The organism is Bacillus sp. RE35 (genome assembly GCF_052146655.1).
Classification (GTDB): domain Bacteria; phylum Bacillota; class Bacilli; order Bacillales; family Bacillaceae_G; genus Bacillus_A; species Bacillus_A cereus.
In genome coordinates, this window is record NZ_CP197377.1 from 4698218 (window position 1) to 4715709 (window position 17492).

Consider the following 17492-nt stretch of genomic DNA (forward strand, 5'->3'; position numbering starts at 1 on the left):
TTTGCTACTTGCATACTGCTTTTTGCCCTTCGCTCTTATCGTTCGAGACCTGTAGCCTCGCACAGGTTTTAGCACCTATTCACCTGTATTTACCACTACAAGTGAGGTTGCTGGGCTTCATCGGGCCTGTCCCTCCGCCAGCTCGGGATAAGAGAGTATCCGTCCCAACCTATACTAAAGAAATGATATTCATTTGTCAATTAATATTCACATTTTCCTGAAAGTTTTTCTCAATACGCCTGAAATGAAATATTAATAGGGAAATAATGCATTCACACAAACAAAAAGAAATAAATAGTATACATTATTTATATAATTGTGTTATACTCTTGTTGGGGATTACGAGAAATATTTCATTAAATGAAAAGGATGGTATATAAATATGAGTACTGTGAATGTCCAAATTGGTTTACACGAATTATTGAACGGAAGCAATGCACAGATTCAACTAAGTGTTCCGCAATTAGTGGAAAAAGTATTAATGCGAAATGAAGGGAAATTAACTTCGACTGGTGCCGTTTCTGCTTCAACTGGAAAATATACAGGACGTTCTCCTAAAGATAAATTTATTGTGAAAGAAGCATCGGTTGCTGACAAAATTGCTTGGGGAGCTGTGAACCAACCGATTTCTGAAGAACATTTTAATAAATTATATACTAAAGTTTTAGAATACTTAAAAGAAAAAGAAGAGTTATTCGTCTTCAAAGGATTTGCAGGCGCTGACCGCAATTACCGCCTACCAATTCAAGTTATTAACGAATATGCATGGCACAATTTATTTGTACATCAATTATTCATTCGTCCAACTGAAGAAGAATTAACAACTCATGAATCAGAGTTCACAATTGTTTCTGCACCGAATTTCAAAGCTGATCCAGCTGTTGACGGTACAAACTCTGAAGCATTCATTATGGTTTCATTCGAAAAACGTATCGTACTAATTGGTGGTACAGAATACGCTGGAGAAATGAAAAAATCAATCTTCTCTATTATGAACTTCTTATTACCTGAACAAGATATTCTTTCTATGCATTGCTCTGCAAACGTAGGTGAAGAAGGCGACGTAGCACTATTCTTCGGTTTATCTGGAACAGGTAAAACAACATTATCTGCTGATCCAAACCGTAAACTAATCGGTGATGATGAGCACGGTTGGTCTGATAACGGTGTATTCAATATTGAAGGCGGTTGCTACGCGAAATGTGTAAACCTTTCTCACGAGAAAGAACCACAAATTTTCGATGCAATCACATTTGGATCTGTTTTAGAAAACGTTATCATTAATGACCAAACACGTATCGCCGACTACAACGATACTACTTTAACAGAAAATACTCGTGCTGCATACCCTATGCATGCGATCGACAATATCGTACTGCCAAGTGTTGCTGGACACCCAAATACAATTATTTTCTTAACTGCTGATGCATCTGGCGTATTGCCTCCAATCAGTAAGTTATCAAAAGAGCAAGCTATGTATCATTTCTTAAGTGGTTACACTAGTAAACTAGCAGGAACAGAGCGCGGCGTTACTTCTCCGCAAGCTACATTCTCAACTTGCTTCGGTTCACCATTCTTACCACTTGATGCATCTCGCTACGCTGAAATGCTTGGTGAAAAAATCGAGAAACACGATGCGAAAGTATTCTTAGTAAACACTGGCTGGACTGGTGGCGAATACGGCGTTGGTAAACGTATGAACTTAGGTTACACTCGTGCAATGATTCAAGCTGCATTAAACGGTGAACTTGCAAAAACTGAAACAGCTAAACATGATATCTTCGGTCTTGAAGTTCCACTTCACGTACCAGGTGTACCTGACGAAGTGTTAATGCCTGAACAAACTTGGGCTGATAAAGCTGCTTACAAAGCAAAAGCAATCGAACTTGCAAATGAATTCAAAGCTAACTTCAAAAAGTTCGACAGCGTATCTGAAGACATTATTAACTTAGGCGGTCCAATCGCTTAAATTAAAACTTTCTGTTGGAATAACCCTTTACTCATATGAATAAGTGTCGTGTAACCGTAAAGTTTCGCGTACTCACCGACAAAACCCAATGCGGCTTAACGGTTACACACACTTACATAAAAAAGAAGCTTACGTGAAAACGTAAGCTTCTTTCTATATCTTATATAAAGTGAAACGCTAATCTCTTCATCTGTGACCTAGATTATAAAATTATAGTTTCGAATATATACATTATATCCCTACTCACTACATCTCTCGGGTTTCACATCGTATGGGGCTAAAAAAGGCCCTGACTGCTTCTATTCGTGGCTGGATCATCTATTCCATCTAAAAAGAAGTCTTTTATCTTTTTTAGCTCTTTGTTAGTTCTTTCTCATCTTTCATGCTATAGTAACCTAAATTCACAACGATTAAGAAATAACCACCCATAATCCCTACTGCAAATGCCCACATAACCATGTGGTGCTCAATTTCGTACATAATAATAGCACCCAAAATGGCAGCTGCAAAACGGTTAAACATACCGAGTGTCGGTGCTTTCGTCTTCTTTACAATACTATCTCCAAGCTTCTCAATTCTTCTACCTAAAAGCCAAACGCAATACATACTTACAATAAGCCCAATTCCAGCGCCTAAAAAGTGTGCTGAAAACGGTGTTAACATCCAACCTAGTAACAAAATACCTAGTATATAATACGATTGGATTTTAAATGATCTTAGTGACATACTAATCATGCTATACCTCTCTTCATTCGTTCTTATCTATCCAACAAAAAATTTCTTTCAAATTCATATTCCTTACATTCATTTCATTCAAATTAAAAACAACATAAACAGTATGTTTATGTTGTTTAAATGTTTTTAGAAAATAATATTATACAAGATTTCAAACATCATATTCTCATATTTTGTGACGGTTTTTCAAACTTTTTTCGTCCATTTATGAAAAAAATGATATCAATCTATGAACATACGGATATGATGTAATAAGCACACAAATAAAGGGGGCGTCTAATGATTTATTTTTTAATGGCTCTCATTCACCTCATTATCCCTGCACTTATTGGACTTTCATTGTATTGGTACACGAAAAATCATAGCATTTTTTACGCTGTCCTCGGTGTTCTTCTTCCAGGTATTATTCTTATTACACTCTTCCGTATTCCATTTTTAAACTTAATTCCACTTATTACTGCTATCTTGTTTCTCATCTTCTTACCAAAAATAAAAAAATAGGAAAGCAGATCATAGGTGATCTGTTTTCCTATTTTGATATAGGTTCCCCTGCAATAGAATGAACTTTTACTTTCTCCGATTTCACAAACCATAGACCGACAAAAATGATAATTCCACCGATGATTTGTTGAAACGATACATATTCATTTGCCCAGACAGCTGCAAATAGAACCGCTACAAGCGGCGTTATATACATATATACCATCGTATGTGACGCCCCAATTTTTTGAACACCAACATACCACATTACTAGACCAAATACTGTTACAAAGAAAATAGAATATAGTAAAGCAAATAGTGTCATTCCGTGAGTAATGTGAAATGGCATGACAAACACATGTGGACCACTTAACAATAATAGCGGAATCGCACCCACTAATGCAGACCATGCAGTAACACGTAATGCTGAATATTTTTTAATTAATGGTCCTGCTAAAACAGGATAAAGCCCCCAGCATATTGATGTAATAAGTCCAATTCCATTGCCATAAAAAGAACTAGTAAGTGAACGTCCTGCTACTAAAACTAAGGCTGCACCAACAAAGGCAGTCATAGAACCGATTAACTTTCGAGAAGAAAACTTTTCTTGTTTCAAGAAAATCGCAAATGCAGTTGTAAAAATAGGTGAAATAGAAATGAGTAAAGAGGCATTTGTAGCGGATGTATATTTGACAGTTTCCATAAATAACGTTTGATACAGTACAATACCTACAACGCTAACGATAATTAATCTAGGTATATCCGTTCGCTCCATATAAACCGACTTTTCAATACAAAAGGTAAGGAGTAACAGAAGCGGTGCCGCCGCCATCATACGAAGTGCAGTAAACTCAATTGCTGTAAATTCTAAAAGTCCATACTTCGCAATTGTATAGTTAATCCCCCAAATAATAACAACACTTAAAATTAATAACTCAATTCCCCATCTTCTCATGCGTATCCCCTCCGCAAAGAAGATTATACAGAAAATTCAATCACATGTACATTTCATTATGTGAAAAAATCTTTTTATTATATGAAACGTTTTGGTAAATGAAATTATATGGGCGATTTTTTCAATATATCGACTTATCGACAATAATAGCGACTTATAAAATAAAAAAAGTGAGTCCAAAATACATTTTGGACTCACCTTTACTATACTCGAACGTGTAATTTCATATTTGGATTATAAAACTGGCTTGGGCTCTTCAACTGAAAAGTTCCTCCACCTTCATGCCAATCAACCGTTAACTTATCGTCCATAAATACAAGCTTTGTACGATCAGCGATAAAATTCATTGTGCTTGATTCAATATCCACATCGCGCTCATCTTTCTCTGCTACAGCTACTAAATCGATGATTCCGCTCATAACACAACCGCAACCTTCATTATCATAAAATAACTTTATATATTTCGCTTCACTTGGAATCGTATCCATAATCTTTTTATATGCTGCTTCTGTTACAGTAACGTACATATGTTAATCTTCATCCTCTCTTCTCTTATCATTCATATATTGTATCACCATTTTTCTTAAAAGTTATATACAGAAAATTAAGACTAATATACAATGTATGTGATAAAGTTTCAGCAATCGAGCTTTTATGAGTAGTTCATGCAGGAGAAAGGATGTTTACTATCTGTGTTCAAACTACAACGATATCCCATGTTATTAGGTGTATTTAGTAGTTTCTTCATTTCTAGCGGAATGCTATTACAGCATGTACTTCCCTATTCTCCTTCTATTAGCTGGATTCTAGGTTTTATTTGTTTCCTATCCGCTTCTTATTTTGCTACGAAGAATACAAACAACTCATAAAGCAAGAATCATCTTAAGGAGGATTATCAAACATGCCAGCCTTAAAAAAAATAGAGCAATCACTCGATCACTTATTCCAAATTGAAAAATACGGAAAAGATAGTGCCTTTAGTCGATTTATCCCAGCCGTATATGATCCTATCAAATTTCCTTGGCAACAATTTTTCGAAGCAAATTTTGTAGATTTATTTAACGGCCTTATGATGCACGGATCTGAAAATGTAAACAAAGTATTTTTAGCTGTATTCCCTACAGATGACGTTCTTGAAACATTCATTTCACAATCCACACCCGGTGATTTACTCTTTATGCACCATCCCCTTGTAATGGAGTGCGGTGATCCGCTTGGAAGATCAGGCCGCGGTTTCATACCAATTCCTGAAAAATATTTGCAAGGAATAAAAGAAAAACAACTTTCTATATATACATGTCACGTACCAATGGATTTTCATCAAACACATGGAACGAGTATTTCAATTGCAAAAGCATTAAACGCTACTGTAGTGGACGACTTTGCATATGGAGGCCCAGAACAAGAACCAGTTGGCCTTATTTGTGAAATAGATGAAACATCAACAGAAGCACTCCAAAAACATCTAAAACAACTCTTCCAGATTCCTTACACAGACTTCGAAGGTAAACGACATGATTCCATCAAAAAAATCGCAATTATCGCTGGATGTGGCGATGTCGTATCTTTAATGAAGGAAGCAGAAGAAAAAGGTGCTGAAGCATATATTACAGGAGAAATCCATTGCCATATCGATAATGATTACGGCAGACATAAATACTCGCTCATTATGGATTATGTAAAAGAAACGAATATGTCTCTGATTGGTGTGTCACACTCTGCCTCTGAATATTTAGTGAAAGAGACATTGATGTATGATTGGTTTAAAGAGAATTTTGATGTGGATGTTATTTTACTTCCTCAGGAAAAATGGTGGCTCTAACACTACTTAATTCTCCTCCCGCTATCTTTTGAAATCTAGACACAAAAGACGATCTGCCACACAAAATTATAGAATTCATAATATATATATTAGTTCTATTTTAAAAACTAGATTTTGAAAATATAGAAAGGAGAACATATATGTACCCACGTAATTTTTTTAGTTGCGATGGCAGACGCAACAGCGGTTCTAACGGAAATACTGGACCCACGGGGAACACCGGACCTACGGGGAACACTGGACCCACGGGGAACACCGGACCCACGGGGAACACCGGACCCACGGGGAACACCGGACCCACGGGGAACACTGGACCCACGGGGAACACCGGACCTACGGGTAATGCTGGACCTTCCGGAGCTGGTTTCCAAAGTACTACCACCTTTAGTCTAGCAGCGGCTCCCAACTATAAAAAAGGACAAGTTGTCACTTATACGGGCAGTGGCTATGTTGTAAAAAAAGATGCACCTCAAGGGTTTCCTAATATATCTCCAGATTATATCGTATTAGTAGAAAGTGGACCTACCGGTAGTACCGGGCCTACCGGCATCACTGGGCCTACGGGGAACACTGGACCTACGGGCATTACTGGACCTACGGGATCTGCCGATAGTGCTTCAGCAAAAAGTATTGTTTTTCAAGGAACAAATGCTGGTTTTCAACGTATAGCGGGTTCTCCTGGAATTGACTCCAATGTTATTCCATATGTCACTGCTGGAGCCGGTAGTATTGTCGGCTTTTCTGCGTCTATAAATATAAATAATTTACCTGCTGCTATTTATACGATTAATATTTGCAGAAATGTCCCAACAAACCTCACAACCCCTTCTTCTAGCTACATCCTATCTACTATTACCTTAACTACTACTGACAAAATTACCGGAACTATGGTATTTTCCATTAAACCAACGGATAGCGGAGCAGGACAAATTCAAGTATTTAATCCTACTCCGGCAGTAGGTCCCGCTACTGTAACTTGGACTAGTATTACAACTGGAAACCCAGTTGCAAGAGGAGATGCTATATCCCTTTATATTACCCCTGGAATTACTGCAAGTGCTGTATATTCTATTTTTCTAATTACCGATATATAGCAATTCATTTCATAAAAAAAGACCCGAGATTCGGGTCAACAAATAGAAATATAAATGAACTACAACAAATAACAGACAAAGCCATTATATATTTTTCATAGTAAAACATCCATTATTTTCTTTTTACACTATCAATATATTATTTTTCGTTATCGTCCTCTTTTTTAGAACGTCTACCTAAGAAGAACACAAAAACATCACTTCCAAATAAGTGATGTTTTTTGTAGTTAATGCAGTGGTAACATAACTTCAACCGTCGTTCCAACCCCAACTTCACTTTCAAAACTTATTTTACCGTTGTGGTCTTTAATAATTTTTTCTGTAACTACTAAACCTAGACCAGTTCCTGTTTCTTTCGTTGTATAAAAGGCTTCATTTAACTTTGGAATTTTATCTTTCGGAATGCCGCATCCCTCATCTTTCACTTGAACGATGATTCCATCTTTTACAGTAACTTTAATCGTAATTGTTCCGCCAACTGACATTGCTTCAATTGCATTTTTGATTAAATTAAAAAAGACCTGTTTTAATCGTTTTTCATCACATGTAATTGATGGTAAGTCTTTACTGTAAATACCTTGTATGTAAACTCCTTGTTTTAAAGCTGGCTTTTCCATAACTCGAATAACATAAGAAATAATTTCTTGTATGTTATGAGTTTCTGATTCTAGTGATTTAGATTTCTCAAATCCACTAAGTTCTGTAGCAATTATATGAATCCGATCTACTTCTTGTTTCATAATATCACTATAAATTTTATCCTCTGGATGCTTGTCTGCTTGTTTATTCACAAGTTTTTTTAAGTTTGCTAAAGGTCTTCTAATCTTATAACCAATAACCGTTGCCATCTTTCCAACAGCTGCTAGTTTTTCTGTCTGTTTTATTTCTTTGTCCATCATCTCAAGCGTACGAACGTAAGACTGAACCCTTAAAAATATAATCCAACATATGATAGTAAATACGCTATATAATGCCATTGGGATTAAAACGAGAGAAGATTGAATAATGATTCCTGTAAGAGCATACTTTCCGATAAGTATCGCTGGAACTAACCAGAAATATCTTTTATTCACAAAGATTGGTGCAAACAAAATAAAAAATCCTTCTACTATATTTCCACCGTCAAATTCTGCATCGCTACCATAATAAATCATAATGTTATGGATACAATCTAATACATTATAGCCAATTAGAATAATATACTTTACCGCAAAAGCATTCTTCCATTTCATAAAGTATATTCCAATGCAAAACAATACCACCATCAAAAAGTAAAGCCATAAACCTAAACCATCTTCAAATTCTCCTACACCTTCTTGCTCTCCACCGATTAACGGTACGATAAATTCATAGGCAAGATCATATACGAAAAATATAATAAAAAATAAACTTAAAAATGCTTTCAGCGCCTTTATTTCTTCATTTTTAAATATATAGCCTTTATTCATATGGTAACTCCTAGCTTTTCTTCCACTTGGATTTCAGTATTTCCACACTTCCTTGGGAGAATGATGTCTATTCTCGTTCCAGTATCTTTTTCACTTGAAATATGCAACTCACCAAGGTGCTCGGCGACAATTCGATTCGCTACCGTCAGTCCCAGACCAATTTTATCTTGTTTCGTTGTATAAAAGGCCTCTGTAACACGGGGTAAGTTTTCTTGCTTAATACCATGACCATTATCGATCACACTGATCATTACATATTCTTTCCCTTTATTTTCTAATTGTAAATGTAATATACCACCTTGTCCCATTGCCTCTAAAGCATTTTTTATCGTATATAAAAAGACTCCTCTTATTTTTCGTTCATCACATTCAACTTCTATTGTTTTTTCTTCCACATTAGAAATAAACTGAATGTTTAATTCATCTATTTTTTCACGAAGACTTGTTATTACTTGTAATACAATTTTTCCTACATCATGTTTCTTATAAATAGAAGGTTTGCATGTAGCAACTTCCATTAACTCACTTATCATATTATTCATATTTTCTATTTCAAAAATCATACGTTTATAAATAGGATCCTCTTCATGCTTCTCTCGTTGTAATTGCGTAAATCCTTTTAATGAAGCAAGTGGATTTTTAATTTCATGTCCAACCGTCGCTGCCATTTTTCCGATTACTGCTAATTTCTGTGATTCACTAGCAATCGCAATACTTTCCTTTACAGCTGAAAGATATTGTAAAAATCGGTTTAAAATGATATATGCAGCTATTAACATAAGTGTATACATAATAAGGAACATAAATGCTTTTACTTCCTCTAATACAAATAAATAAATTAAATATTTTCCTACAATAGAGGAAAGTAACAACACATAGAATTTTTTATTTAAAAATATAGGTACAAAGAAAATGAGAATAATTTCTATTATATTTGTCGCATCAAACGCCGCCTTATTATAAAAAACATACGAAAATATATTAGCGAGTTCTATCCCTATGTATGCAAATATCCATGCATATTTAACAAGATTTGCCTTCTCTTTTTTCATTAAATATATATTCACGCACAGTATTGCTACTCCGCAAATAACTTGCCATATTATGTTGTATCCCTTATCCATTATTGATTTATCTTCTAATACGATTGCATAGAAAATTTGATATACAATAACAATGACATATAACACCCATAAAAGGATTTTTGCATTTCTTTCTTCTTCTTTATATGATAGAAAACTTTCTTTCACTTCAACACCCCTTCAAAATAATATCTCGAAGAATACCATTTATTATAATAAATGATTTTCATAGACAAACAAAGATAAATCGAACATTTGAGGAAAATCATGCCAACTATGCAATATCTTCATGCTATATACAAGCATAAAAAACATAAACAATAATACGTATATTATGGGAGGTGTTTTTTATGGATGGCAAAAAAAATAAAAAGACCGAACAACTCCAATCTTTTACGCACGAAAATGAAGGAAAGGAGATGACAACAAATACAGGTGTTAAAATTTCAAGCAATGAAAACTCTTTAACTGCCAGTGATCGTTTCAGAACGATTAGGTAGTGCAGGGAACGCCAAATGGACAGTGGGAAGTAAATGATACTTTCTTAACAGGCTCACCACTCCTTTATGATGGATTACTTCTTATCGGCGGAGAGATGGATGATCATTTTCTTAACAAAGCAAGTTCATTTGTCGTAGAATCATATAATCACTTTAAGCCGATTGGCTCCTTCCAAAACGGCTCTTCTATTATTCAATCTTTAAATATCGAAGGAAAGCCTGGTGTTCTAATAGAACAAGACCCTACGAGGCTAGCAAATGAATTTATTAAAGCTATGACAAAACAACGCTTTTGGGATAGAGCATATTCATAAAATAGGGGGACATTTATGTTTGTTACTGTCGAGAAAGATGTGCATATTTTTGTGCAAGACGTTAATCCTGGTCCAGGTAGTAAGACTGTTTTCTTCGTTCACGGATGGCCTTTAAATCATCAAATGTACCAATATCAACTCAATGTTTTACCTGAGCATGGCTTTCGCTGTATCGCCATGGATATACGAGGGAATGGACAATCTGATAAGCCATGGACTGGTTACACGTATGATCGATTAGCCGATGATATCGCAATTGTTCTGGAAGCACTTCAAGTAGAGAACGCTACATTAGTCGGTTTCTCAGTTGGTGGTGCTCTTTCTATTCGCTATATGTCTCGCTATAATGGGCGCCGCATTTCTAAGCTCGCATTAATTGACGCTGTCTCCCCCTCTTTCGTTAAAAATCAAGAGTCCCCTTACGGTGTACCGAAAGAACAAGCAGATGCTCTCATTAATCAAATGTATGCTAATTTACCAAAATTTTTAAATGATGTATCTTTATCCTTTTTTAATAGAAACTTAGGGGCTGCAACCCTTGAATGGTTTTCTTATCTCGGTATGCAGTCCGCTTCTTATGCCCTTATAAAAATTTTACAAGCAGCTGCAAATGAAGATGTAACGAAAGATTTAAATAAAATTAACGTCCCAACAAAAATCTTCCACGGCGTTCACGACCAACTAATTCCTTACAAAAGTGCTGAGCTTACGCAACAACGAATTAAAAATTCTCAGTTACATGCTCTTACAAATAGTGGTCATGGTTCACCAATCGATCAAGCGGATGAATTAAATAAAGAACTGATAAAATTTTTACATGCATAACAACTGCAATACAAGAACGAAAGTTAATATAATCGATTTTTCACAAAACATAAAATTCACATATTTCTCACAAATACACAAATAAAACGATTACATTTTCATATATACTAAATATACAGGTAATACTCCCTAAACCCAGCTTGTCTGGTTACCCCGTTAAATACTATGAAAAAAGAACTTGTATCGTTATACAAGTTCTTTTTGTTTCTTTTATTTAAAGAGGATATCTTTACTATATTGATTTCCAACGAGTAAATCATATTGAAGCATTTTATATTGCTCTAACATTTCTTTTTGTTTCTTTGTTAAATCATTGATTACTTCTCCATTTTTATCAACTTTTAATTCATCTCTAAGCACTGGTATTTCCTTGTAAAATTCCGATAAAAATTGATAAAATAAGGATTTATTTAATCCTGCATAATCAAAAATAAGATTAGAAAAATGAATTGGGCTTACTAAACCTAAATTATCATTTGGCATATCAAAGTTTGCATACATTAATAACGGCGTTTGCGCCATGGCTAAACGTTCATTCGGTGTTTTTTCATTCGTTATATACCCATTTTCTTTATAAAAAGATTTATTTGTTCCTAATGATGGAAGATGATCTCCAAAGAATACTAATAATGTAGGTCTATCAAAATTATCTAGTTGCTCTATTAAATATTGAAGAGCCTCATCTGAACGTCTTAATCCTTCTGTATACGTCTCTAATTCTCCCTTTGAGTCTTCATTTTCTAGACCGCTAATTTCAATTAGGTTTTCACCAAATCGGCCCTCTGTAAATGGAAAATGATTTTGCATCGTAACTGCATGAATAAATGTAGGTTGTTTTTGTTTCTCTAACTCAGCAATTATCTCTTTACTCATCGCTAAATCACTAATATAATCTCCATCAATATCCACATTTTCCATCGTGTCCTCTGCATTAAACTTATCAAACCCTAACACCTTATATACATCATCACGTTTAAAGAATGTGCGACCAAATGAATGAATTGCACTTGTATAATAACCTTCTTTTTTCAACGCTGTAGGGATTGATGGAATTTCTTTCTTATTTGTAATAACCTGCTGATATGGTATAGAACCTGGCTTTAACAAACTCATTGAATAGCTTGTTAATGCCTCAAATTCAACGTTCGCCGTATTCCCCCCAAATGTAGGAGAAATAGTTTGTCCACCAGGAAAGTTTTCTATATAATGATGTAAATTTGGCACAGGATCTTCACTAAAAGAAAGGTTGGTTACTTTCGTGGGATCCCAAAACGATTCACTCATTACAAAAATAATATTCGGTTTCTCTTTTTTCTTTTGGCTCCCTATATTTCCACTATAGTGTTTGTTTATATCGTTTGCTATTTGAAGCATATTTTCTTTAGAATAATTTTTTGGTTTTTCCATAACTGTTGTATCTAAATTGCTAATAAACCCAAGTACAAAACCATTTGAAGCATAGTTCTCATTTTGATTCCACAAAACAAAATCTACACCTGATTTTTGAAATACTTTATTCATAAATGTATTCGCAAAATTACCATACGCATATAGAACAAAAATAGACCCTACTACTAATAAGGCTCTTATTCCTAGATGAATCTTTACATTTTGAATATACCTTCTCATATATATCCCTGCTACAATACAAGCTACGATACTTAAGATAATGACAAAAATATAACTCCAACTAAAATAGTCCATCACCATCGGTATAACAGATTGCATATGCGTAATTTGTGTAAAATCAGAAGGATATAACGGATCACCTCTGAAAATAAGCTTCAAATAATTCACAATACATAAAATGACTAACGTACAGCTCGTTAAAACCATACTTAGAAAAACCTTACCTATTAAATTATATACAAGAATATATATTGCATAAATTACTACAAAACTTAATATAAACTGCATATTATAAAAGTAAATCCAATTCATTGCCTCTATGAAACTCATATTAACTTGCATGACAATATAAAATAACGCTACTGTATGGGCTAGCAAAAATAATATAAAATGCACTCGTAGGGATGCTCTAAGTATAGACATCTCTTTTTTATTGAAATGCGTAATATAAAACGTTATGCCCCATACGAAAATCATCATAACACTTAAAACAAGCTTTTGATTTAAATGATCTTTCATCATGTCTAAATTGAAAACCTTTAAAATCATAAACAGCATAGTTATTACTAATAAAGTCACCATACTACTTATAATGCTAGAAATTAATATATTTCTTTTTGGAAGATGAAAAAGTGTAGAACCATACTTCAATTCATTCCCTCTTTTCTATGTATTAATTTCACCTCGCATCGAAAAAACTATTTGTATTAAAATAACATATATCCTATATTTCGTCTGCAAACTTGCTTCTACTATAAATATATTTCCTTAATACTTCCTTAATCAATAGTTAAATTGTGGCATACAAATTACTCATTCTTGAAAAGCTTAATTTTAGCACTCCACTTTATGATATAATAACTATTTTTTAGAAATCCTTAATGCTATTAAAGATTCCACATGAAAATACGAAAGAATTAATAAACAAGCGTTGTACGTTTTTAACAACTATTACTATAACGAAAAGAACCCGCCACAAGACAGGTTCTTTTCGTTATTTTATGATAAAAGAGAAGATGATTAGCATGTGTATTATATAAAAGGAAGCAGCCATATTTTCCATACGATACATACGAGTACTGTAACTACAAAATCAAAAAAATCTAATCTCGGGCCTTTTTTCATATGTAGCCACATATGAAACCATTTTATTTTTGTATATTTATGGATGTTTTTCTTTGCAAATCGGTAAATAAGCATTTGCATAATAAAAAATCCGGCCACAAAATAAATAATAAGATGAGAAATCCAATCACAAAATTCCTCCTATTTTTGTAGCGTTTTTTCTACTATCCGATTTTTCAAAACCCACTCTTCAAACTGGGCACTTCCAAATTCCCAACTAAGATCGCGAGCATGTACAGAAAAAACGTAATAACCGGCATATTCATCCATAAACCTACCTAACTCTACATCGTCTTTCTGAATACCGTATACTCCAAAATTAAAATACACATCCCATACGTCTTCATTCTTTCTCTTATAAGCAATCGATTCCATATCACATTCTGTCCCGAAATAATCAAGATGTAAATGTACGCTATCATCGTATTCGTACTCCATTTTATCACCCCTTATATTTGTACTTCTTTACCACCAAAAAAATTCCTGCTATCTACACTCACATATGGGCGATTACCTACATATCATGCTTGTAGAGTGACTTCTAGGAGGTGTTATATAGTGAAAAAATTAATCGCGATTTTTTGCATCATGTTACTAGCTGTTTTTACTTTTGCTGCTTGTAGTAGTAAAAAAGAAGGTACGAAAGAACAAACTCAAAACATTCGCGTCGGCGAAGTTACCCATTCTCTCTTCTATGCCCCATTATATGTTGGGATTGAAAAAGGATTTTTTAAAGATGAAGGACTAAATATTGACCTACAAACAACAGCTGGTGGCGATAAAACGATGACCGCCCTATTATCTGGCGGAATTGATATTGCTCTCGTCGGTTCTGAAACATCTATTTACGTTCATCAACAAGGAGCGAAAGACCCTGTCATTAACTTTGCACAGCTTACACAAACAGATGGGACATTTTTAGTTTCACGTAAAAAACTAGACTCTTTTAATTGGAATGACGTAAAAGGTGTTACATTTTTAGGACAGCGTAAAGGCGGCATGCCGCAAATGGTTGGGGAATACGTTTTAAAGAAAAATGGCATTGATCCTCGTAAAGATACGAACTTAATCCAAAATATCGAATTTGCTAATATTGCAAATGCCTTTGCATCTGGTACAGGAGAGTTTGTCCAGCTCTTTGAACCGACTGCAAGCATATTCGAAAAAGAAGGTAAAGGTTATATCGTCGCTTCATTCGGAAATGAATCTGGTACTGTTCCTTATACAACATTCATGGCAAAAGAAAGTTTCTTAAAGAAAGATAAAGCTGCTGCTGAAAAGTTCACACGTGCACTCTATAAAGCACAGCAATGGGTTGATACACATAGTCCAGAAGAGATTGCTGATGCTGTTTCCCCGCTATTTAAAGACACTTCAAAAGACATTACAGTAAAAGTAATTGAACGGTATAAAAAGCAACATTCTTATGCGACAAATCCACTACTAGATGCAGAAGAATGGAAACAGCTCCAAACGATTATGAAAGACGCTGGTGAATTACAAAAAGAAGTCCCACATGAAGCGCTCGTCAATACAAAAATTGCCGAAAGCGTTATTAAGAAATAGAGGCGAAGTGTATGAGTTTTTTACAAATACGTAACGTTTCTCACTGCTTTTTTGCAAAAGAGAATGCCAAACTTATTCTTGAAGATATGAGCTTACAAGTGGAAGAAGGCGAATTTATTTCTATACTCGGCCCAAGTGGTTGCGGTAAAACAACGCTCCTCTCAATCATTGCTGGATTACTTGATCCAATTGATGGTATTGTCTTTTTAGATGGTGAACCGATTACAACGAAAACATCATCTATGGGATATATGTTGCAACAAGATTACTTATTCCCTTGGAAAACGATTGAAGAAAATATTATGCTTGGACTTCATATTCGAAAGATTTATGATGAGCAGATGAAAGAACATACTTTAAATCTTTTAAAACAAGTCGGTCTTCATGGTGTAGAAGAACAATACCCTCGTGAACTATCCGGCGGTATGCGTCAACGTGCCGCTCTCGTTCGAACATTAGCGACTGATCCGAAAATTTTATTACTAGATGAACCATTCTCCGCACTCGATTATCAAACGAAATTAAAACTAGAAGAACTCGTTTTCAACTTACTAAATAAATATAAGAAAACATCACTACTTGTTACTCATGATATTGAAGAAGCGATCGCGATGAGTGATCGTATTTATTTACTGCAAGCGAATCCCGGAAAAATCGCAAAAACCTTTATCGTCCCGGAAAGTATCCGTTCTTTATCACCGTTAGAAGCACGCCATCACTACGATTTCCCAGCCCTCTTTCAAGATATATGGAAGGAGCTGGAACGACTTGGATAATATAAAACAACTACATGAACAATTTCGAAAGAACGAACGCAGACGCGCTTGGATTGCTCGCTCGCTACAACTTTTACTACTTATTCTTTTCTTTGCACTATGGGAAATAGCTAGCAAAAAAGAATGGATTGATCCTTTACTCTTTAGCTCTCCTTCGAGTATTTGGGATCTCTTCTTAACGAAATGGATCGACGGTTCACTTTGGGTCCACATATGGACGACATTGCTGGAAACAGGAGTAGGCTTCATTCTCGGAACGGTACTCGGTGCTATTATTGCCACGTTCCTTTGGTGGATGCCACTTCTAGCCCGCGTACTTGATCCTTACCTCGTCGTCCTAAATGCAATGCCAAAAGTTGCACTCGGTCCAATCATCATCGTTATTTTCGGTCCAAACATTTCATCTTCTATCGCAATGGGAGTAATCATTTCCATCATCATTACCATTCTCGTTATTTACAGTGCATTTCAAGAAGTCGATTCTAACTATATAAAAGTGATGGACACATTTGGCGCAAATAAATGGCAATGTTATAAGCAAGTCGTTCTCCCTGCATCCTTTCCAGCAATTATCTCAACGTTAAAAGTAAATGTTGGTTTATCCTGGGTTGGTGTTATTTTCGGAGAACTTCTCGTTTCCAAACAAGGACTTGGCTACTTAATTAGCTACGGATTCCAAGTCTTTAACTTCACACTCGTCTTACTTAGCGTACTACTCACATGTGTTCTTGCAACTCTTATGTATGTATTTGTTGAGGCATTTGAAAAAATTCTAATTGGAAAAAGAAAAAGAAGCTGACTCAAAACAGTGCGCTATAGTCAGCTTCTTTCTTTTACCTTTTATCACACATTTTCGTTTCATTTGTAATGTTTCCATCCGCAACCGTAACTGTATGGAAACAGTCTTTCACACGTACTGTAACGACATTATCTTTTCGATCTATCACATGATAATCATTAAACTTTTCATTCAAAGCACTACGAATTTGCTCCCCTTCAAAAATCGGAAAACCGTGAGACATTACCCAAATGAGACCAGCAACAGCAAGAATCGTTTTCATACGTTTCATTACCTCCTCGAGAGTAAACTTATAGTCCCTACAACACGCGCATTATAATTGTGTCTAAATTGTGACATTTTTATACTAATTCTCTTTTGTGCCTCCAGTTCC

The 17492-nt window shown here is 35.0% G+C and carries 17 protein-coding genes, 2 pseudogenes and 1 riboswitch; of the genes and pseudogenes, 10 read left to right on the plus strand and 9 right to left on the minus strand.

Annotation, left to right across the window (positions count from 1 at the left end; genetic code table 11):
* Positions 1-32: 32 nt before the first annotated feature.
* Positions 33-154: riboswitch (SAM riboswitch) on the minus strand.
* 228 nt (positions 155-382) lie between these two features.
* Complete coding sequence (gene pckA / locus ACTL4X_RS24040) at positions 383-1969, plus strand: phosphoenolpyruvate carboxykinase (ATP) (RefSeq protein ID WP_000108802.1); 1587 nt, start codon at positions 383-385, stop codon at positions 1967-1969.
* A gap of 351 nt (positions 1970-2320) precedes the next feature.
* Here pckA and ACTL4X_RS24045 read toward each other — a convergent pair whose 3' ends face one another.
* The gene (locus tag ACTL4X_RS24045) at positions 2321-2704 is read right to left on the minus strand and encodes an ATP synthase subunit I (RefSeq protein WP_000624926.1); all 384 of its coding nucleotides are present in this window, start codon (positions 2702-2704) and stop codon (positions 2321-2323) included.
* Positions 2705-2983: 279 nt separating this feature from the next.
* Between ACTL4X_RS24045 and ACTL4X_RS24050 the strand changes: the two genes are divergently transcribed.
* A complete protein-coding gene (locus tag ACTL4X_RS24050; RefSeq protein ID WP_000639042.1) occupies positions 2984-3205 on the plus strand; it encodes a hypothetical protein in 222 nt (73 codons plus the stop codon).
* A gap of 28 nt (positions 3206-3233) precedes the next feature.
* Here the strand turns inward: ACTL4X_RS24050 and ACTL4X_RS24055 are convergent, their stop codons facing one another.
* Positions 3234-4139: a DMT family transporter gene (locus ACTL4X_RS24055; protein WP_086692055.1), complete on the minus strand. Its 906-nt coding sequence runs from the start codon at positions 4137-4139 to the stop codon at positions 3234-3236.
* Between the two features lie 203 nt (positions 4140-4342).
* Positions 4343-4666, minus strand: coding sequence for an iron-sulfur cluster biosynthesis family protein (locus tag ACTL4X_RS24060; RefSeq protein WP_000289570.1), 324 nt, complete (start codon positions 4664-4666; stop codon positions 4343-4345).
* A 138-nt stretch (positions 4667-4804) separates the two neighbouring features.
* On the opposite strand from ACTL4X_RS24060, the gene ACTL4X_RS24065 reads away from it, so the two are divergent.
* From ACTL4X_RS24065 to ACTL4X_RS24075, 3 genes are all read left to right on the plus strand, one after another.
* On the plus strand, positions 4805-5008 hold the full coding sequence (locus ACTL4X_RS24065; RefSeq protein ID WP_033687452.1) for a hypothetical protein: 204 nt from the start codon (positions 4805-4807) through the stop codon (positions 5006-5008).
* A gap of 32 nt (positions 5009-5040) precedes the next feature.
* Positions 5041-5961 carry a Nif3-like dinuclear metal center hexameric protein gene (locus tag ACTL4X_RS24070; protein WP_001111122.1) on the plus strand — a complete coding sequence of 307 codons (921 nt, stop codon included), beginning with the start codon at positions 5041-5043 and terminating at the stop codon, positions 5959-5961.
* Positions 5962-6101: 140 nt separating this feature from the next.
* The gene (locus ACTL4X_RS24075; protein WP_086395330.1) at positions 6102-7055 is read left to right on the plus strand and encodes a collagen-like protein; all 954 of its coding nucleotides are present in this window, start codon (positions 6102-6104) and stop codon (positions 7053-7055) included.
* A gap of 227 nt (positions 7056-7282) precedes the next feature.
* Here ACTL4X_RS24075 and ACTL4X_RS24080 read toward each other — a convergent pair whose 3' ends face one another.
* Positions 7283-8503, minus strand: coding sequence for an ATP-binding protein (locus tag ACTL4X_RS24080; RefSeq protein ID WP_001032628.1), 1221 nt, complete (start codon positions 8501-8503; stop codon positions 7283-7285).
* Positions 8500-9753, minus strand: coding sequence for an ATP-binding protein (locus tag ACTL4X_RS24085; protein WP_000664892.1), 1254 nt, complete (start codon positions 9751-9753; stop codon positions 8500-8502). The genes ACTL4X_RS24080 and ACTL4X_RS24085 overlap by 4 nt, the downstream gene beginning before the upstream one ends.
* Positions 9754-10056: 303 nt before the next feature.
* On the opposite strand from ACTL4X_RS24085, the pseudogene ACTL4X_RS24090 reads away from it, so the two are divergent.
* Both ACTL4X_RS24090 and ACTL4X_RS24095 read left to right on the plus strand, forming a co-directional pair.
* A pseudogene (locus ACTL4X_RS24090) lies at positions 10057-10399 on the plus strand (catalase); the annotation flags it as partial.
* 15 nt (positions 10400-10414) lie between these two features.
* Entirely contained in the window at positions 10415-11224 is an 810-nt protein-coding gene (locus tag ACTL4X_RS24095) for an alpha/beta fold hydrolase (protein ID WP_000498278.1), read from the plus strand.
* Positions 11225-11434: 210 nt separating this feature from the next.
* On the opposite strand, the gene ACTL4X_RS24100 is transcribed toward ACTL4X_RS24095, so the two are convergent.
* The 3 genes and pseudogenes from ACTL4X_RS24100 to ACTL4X_RS24110 form a co-directional block, all read right to left on the minus strand.
* Positions 11435-13504 carry an LTA synthase family protein gene (locus ACTL4X_RS24100; protein ID WP_086692052.1) on the minus strand — a complete coding sequence of 690 codons (2070 nt, stop codon included), beginning with the start codon at positions 13502-13504 and terminating at the stop codon, positions 11435-11437.
* Between the two features lie 381 nt (positions 13505-13885).
* A pseudogene (locus ACTL4X_RS24105) lies at positions 13886-14109 on the minus strand (hypothetical protein).
* A 10-nt stretch (positions 14110-14119) separates the two neighbouring features.
* Positions 14120-14416 (minus strand): DUF3986 family protein, encoded by a 297-nt coding sequence (locus tag ACTL4X_RS24110; protein WP_000455580.1) that lies wholly within the window; start codon positions 14414-14416, stop codon positions 14120-14122.
* Between the two features lie 120 nt (positions 14417-14536).
* On the opposite strand from ACTL4X_RS24110, the gene ACTL4X_RS24115 reads away from it, so the two are divergent.
* The 3 genes from ACTL4X_RS24115 to ACTL4X_RS24125 are packed head-to-tail and all read left to right on the plus strand — an operon-like array spanning position 14537 to position 17119.
* A complete protein-coding gene (locus tag ACTL4X_RS24115; protein ID WP_000733143.1) occupies positions 14537-15544 on the plus strand; it encodes an ABC transporter substrate-binding protein in 1008 nt (335 codons plus the stop codon).
* A gap of 11 nt (positions 15545-15555) precedes the next feature.
* Positions 15556-16320: an ABC transporter ATP-binding protein gene (locus ACTL4X_RS24120; protein WP_000009022.1), complete on the plus strand. Its 765-nt coding sequence runs from the start codon at positions 15556-15558 to the stop codon at positions 16318-16320.
* Complete coding sequence (locus ACTL4X_RS24125; RefSeq protein ID WP_000368798.1) at positions 16313-17119, plus strand: ABC transporter permease; 807 nt, start codon at positions 16313-16315, stop codon at positions 17117-17119. Before ACTL4X_RS24120 ends, ACTL4X_RS24125 begins: the two co-directional genes overlap by 8 nt.
* A gap of 34 nt (positions 17120-17153) precedes the next feature.
* Here ACTL4X_RS24125 and ACTL4X_RS24130 read toward each other — a convergent pair whose 3' ends face one another.
* On the minus strand, positions 17154-17381 hold the full coding sequence (locus ACTL4X_RS24130; RefSeq protein ID WP_000849112.1) for a hypothetical protein: 228 nt from the start codon (positions 17379-17381) through the stop codon (positions 17154-17156).
* Between the last annotated feature and the right edge of the window lie 111 nt (positions 17382-17492).

Coding starts and splice junctions, on each gene's coding strand:
- pckA (WP_000108802.1), top strand. CDS start 383: ATGAGTACTGTGAATGTCCAAATTGGTTTACACGAATTATTGAACGGA.
- ACTL4X_RS24045 (WP_000624926.1), bottom strand. CDS start 2,704: ATGATTAGTATGTCACTAAGATCATTTAAAATCCAATCGTATTATATA.
- ACTL4X_RS24050 (WP_000639042.1), top strand. CDS start 2,984: ATGATTTATTTTTTAATGGCTCTCATTCACCTCATTATCCCTGCACTT.
- ACTL4X_RS24055 (WP_086692055.1), bottom strand. CDS start 4,139: ATGAGAAGATGGGGAATTGAGTTATTAATTTTAAGTGTTGTTATTATT.
- ACTL4X_RS24060 (WP_000289570.1), bottom strand. CDS start 4,666: ATGTACGTTACTGTAACAGAAGCAGCATATAAAAAGATTATGGATACG.
- ACTL4X_RS24065 (WP_033687452.1), top strand. CDS start 4,805: ATGCAGGAGAAAGGATGTTTACTATCTGTGTTCAAACTACAACGATAT.
- ACTL4X_RS24070 (WP_001111122.1), top strand. CDS start 5,041: ATGCCAGCCTTAAAAAAAATAGAGCAATCACTCGATCACTTATTCCAA.
- ACTL4X_RS24075 (WP_086395330.1), top strand. CDS start 6,102: ATGTACCCACGTAATTTTTTTAGTTGCGATGGCAGACGCAACAGCGGT.
- ACTL4X_RS24080 (WP_001032628.1), bottom strand. CDS start 8,503: ATGAATAAAGGCTATATATTTAAAAATGAAGAAATAAAGGCGCTGAAA.
- ACTL4X_RS24095 (WP_000498278.1), top strand. CDS start 10,415: ATGTTTGTTACTGTCGAGAAAGATGTGCATATTTTTGTGCAAGACGTT.
- ACTL4X_RS24110 (WP_000455580.1), bottom strand. CDS start 14,416: ATGGAGTACGAATACGATGATAGCGTACATTTACATCTTGATTATTTC.
- ACTL4X_RS24120 (WP_000009022.1), top strand. CDS start 15,556: ATGAGTTTTTTACAAATACGTAACGTTTCTCACTGCTTTTTTGCAAAA.
- ACTL4X_RS24130 (WP_000849112.1), bottom strand. CDS start 17,381: ATGAAAACGATTCTTGCTGTTGCTGGTCTCATTTGGGTAATGTCTCAC.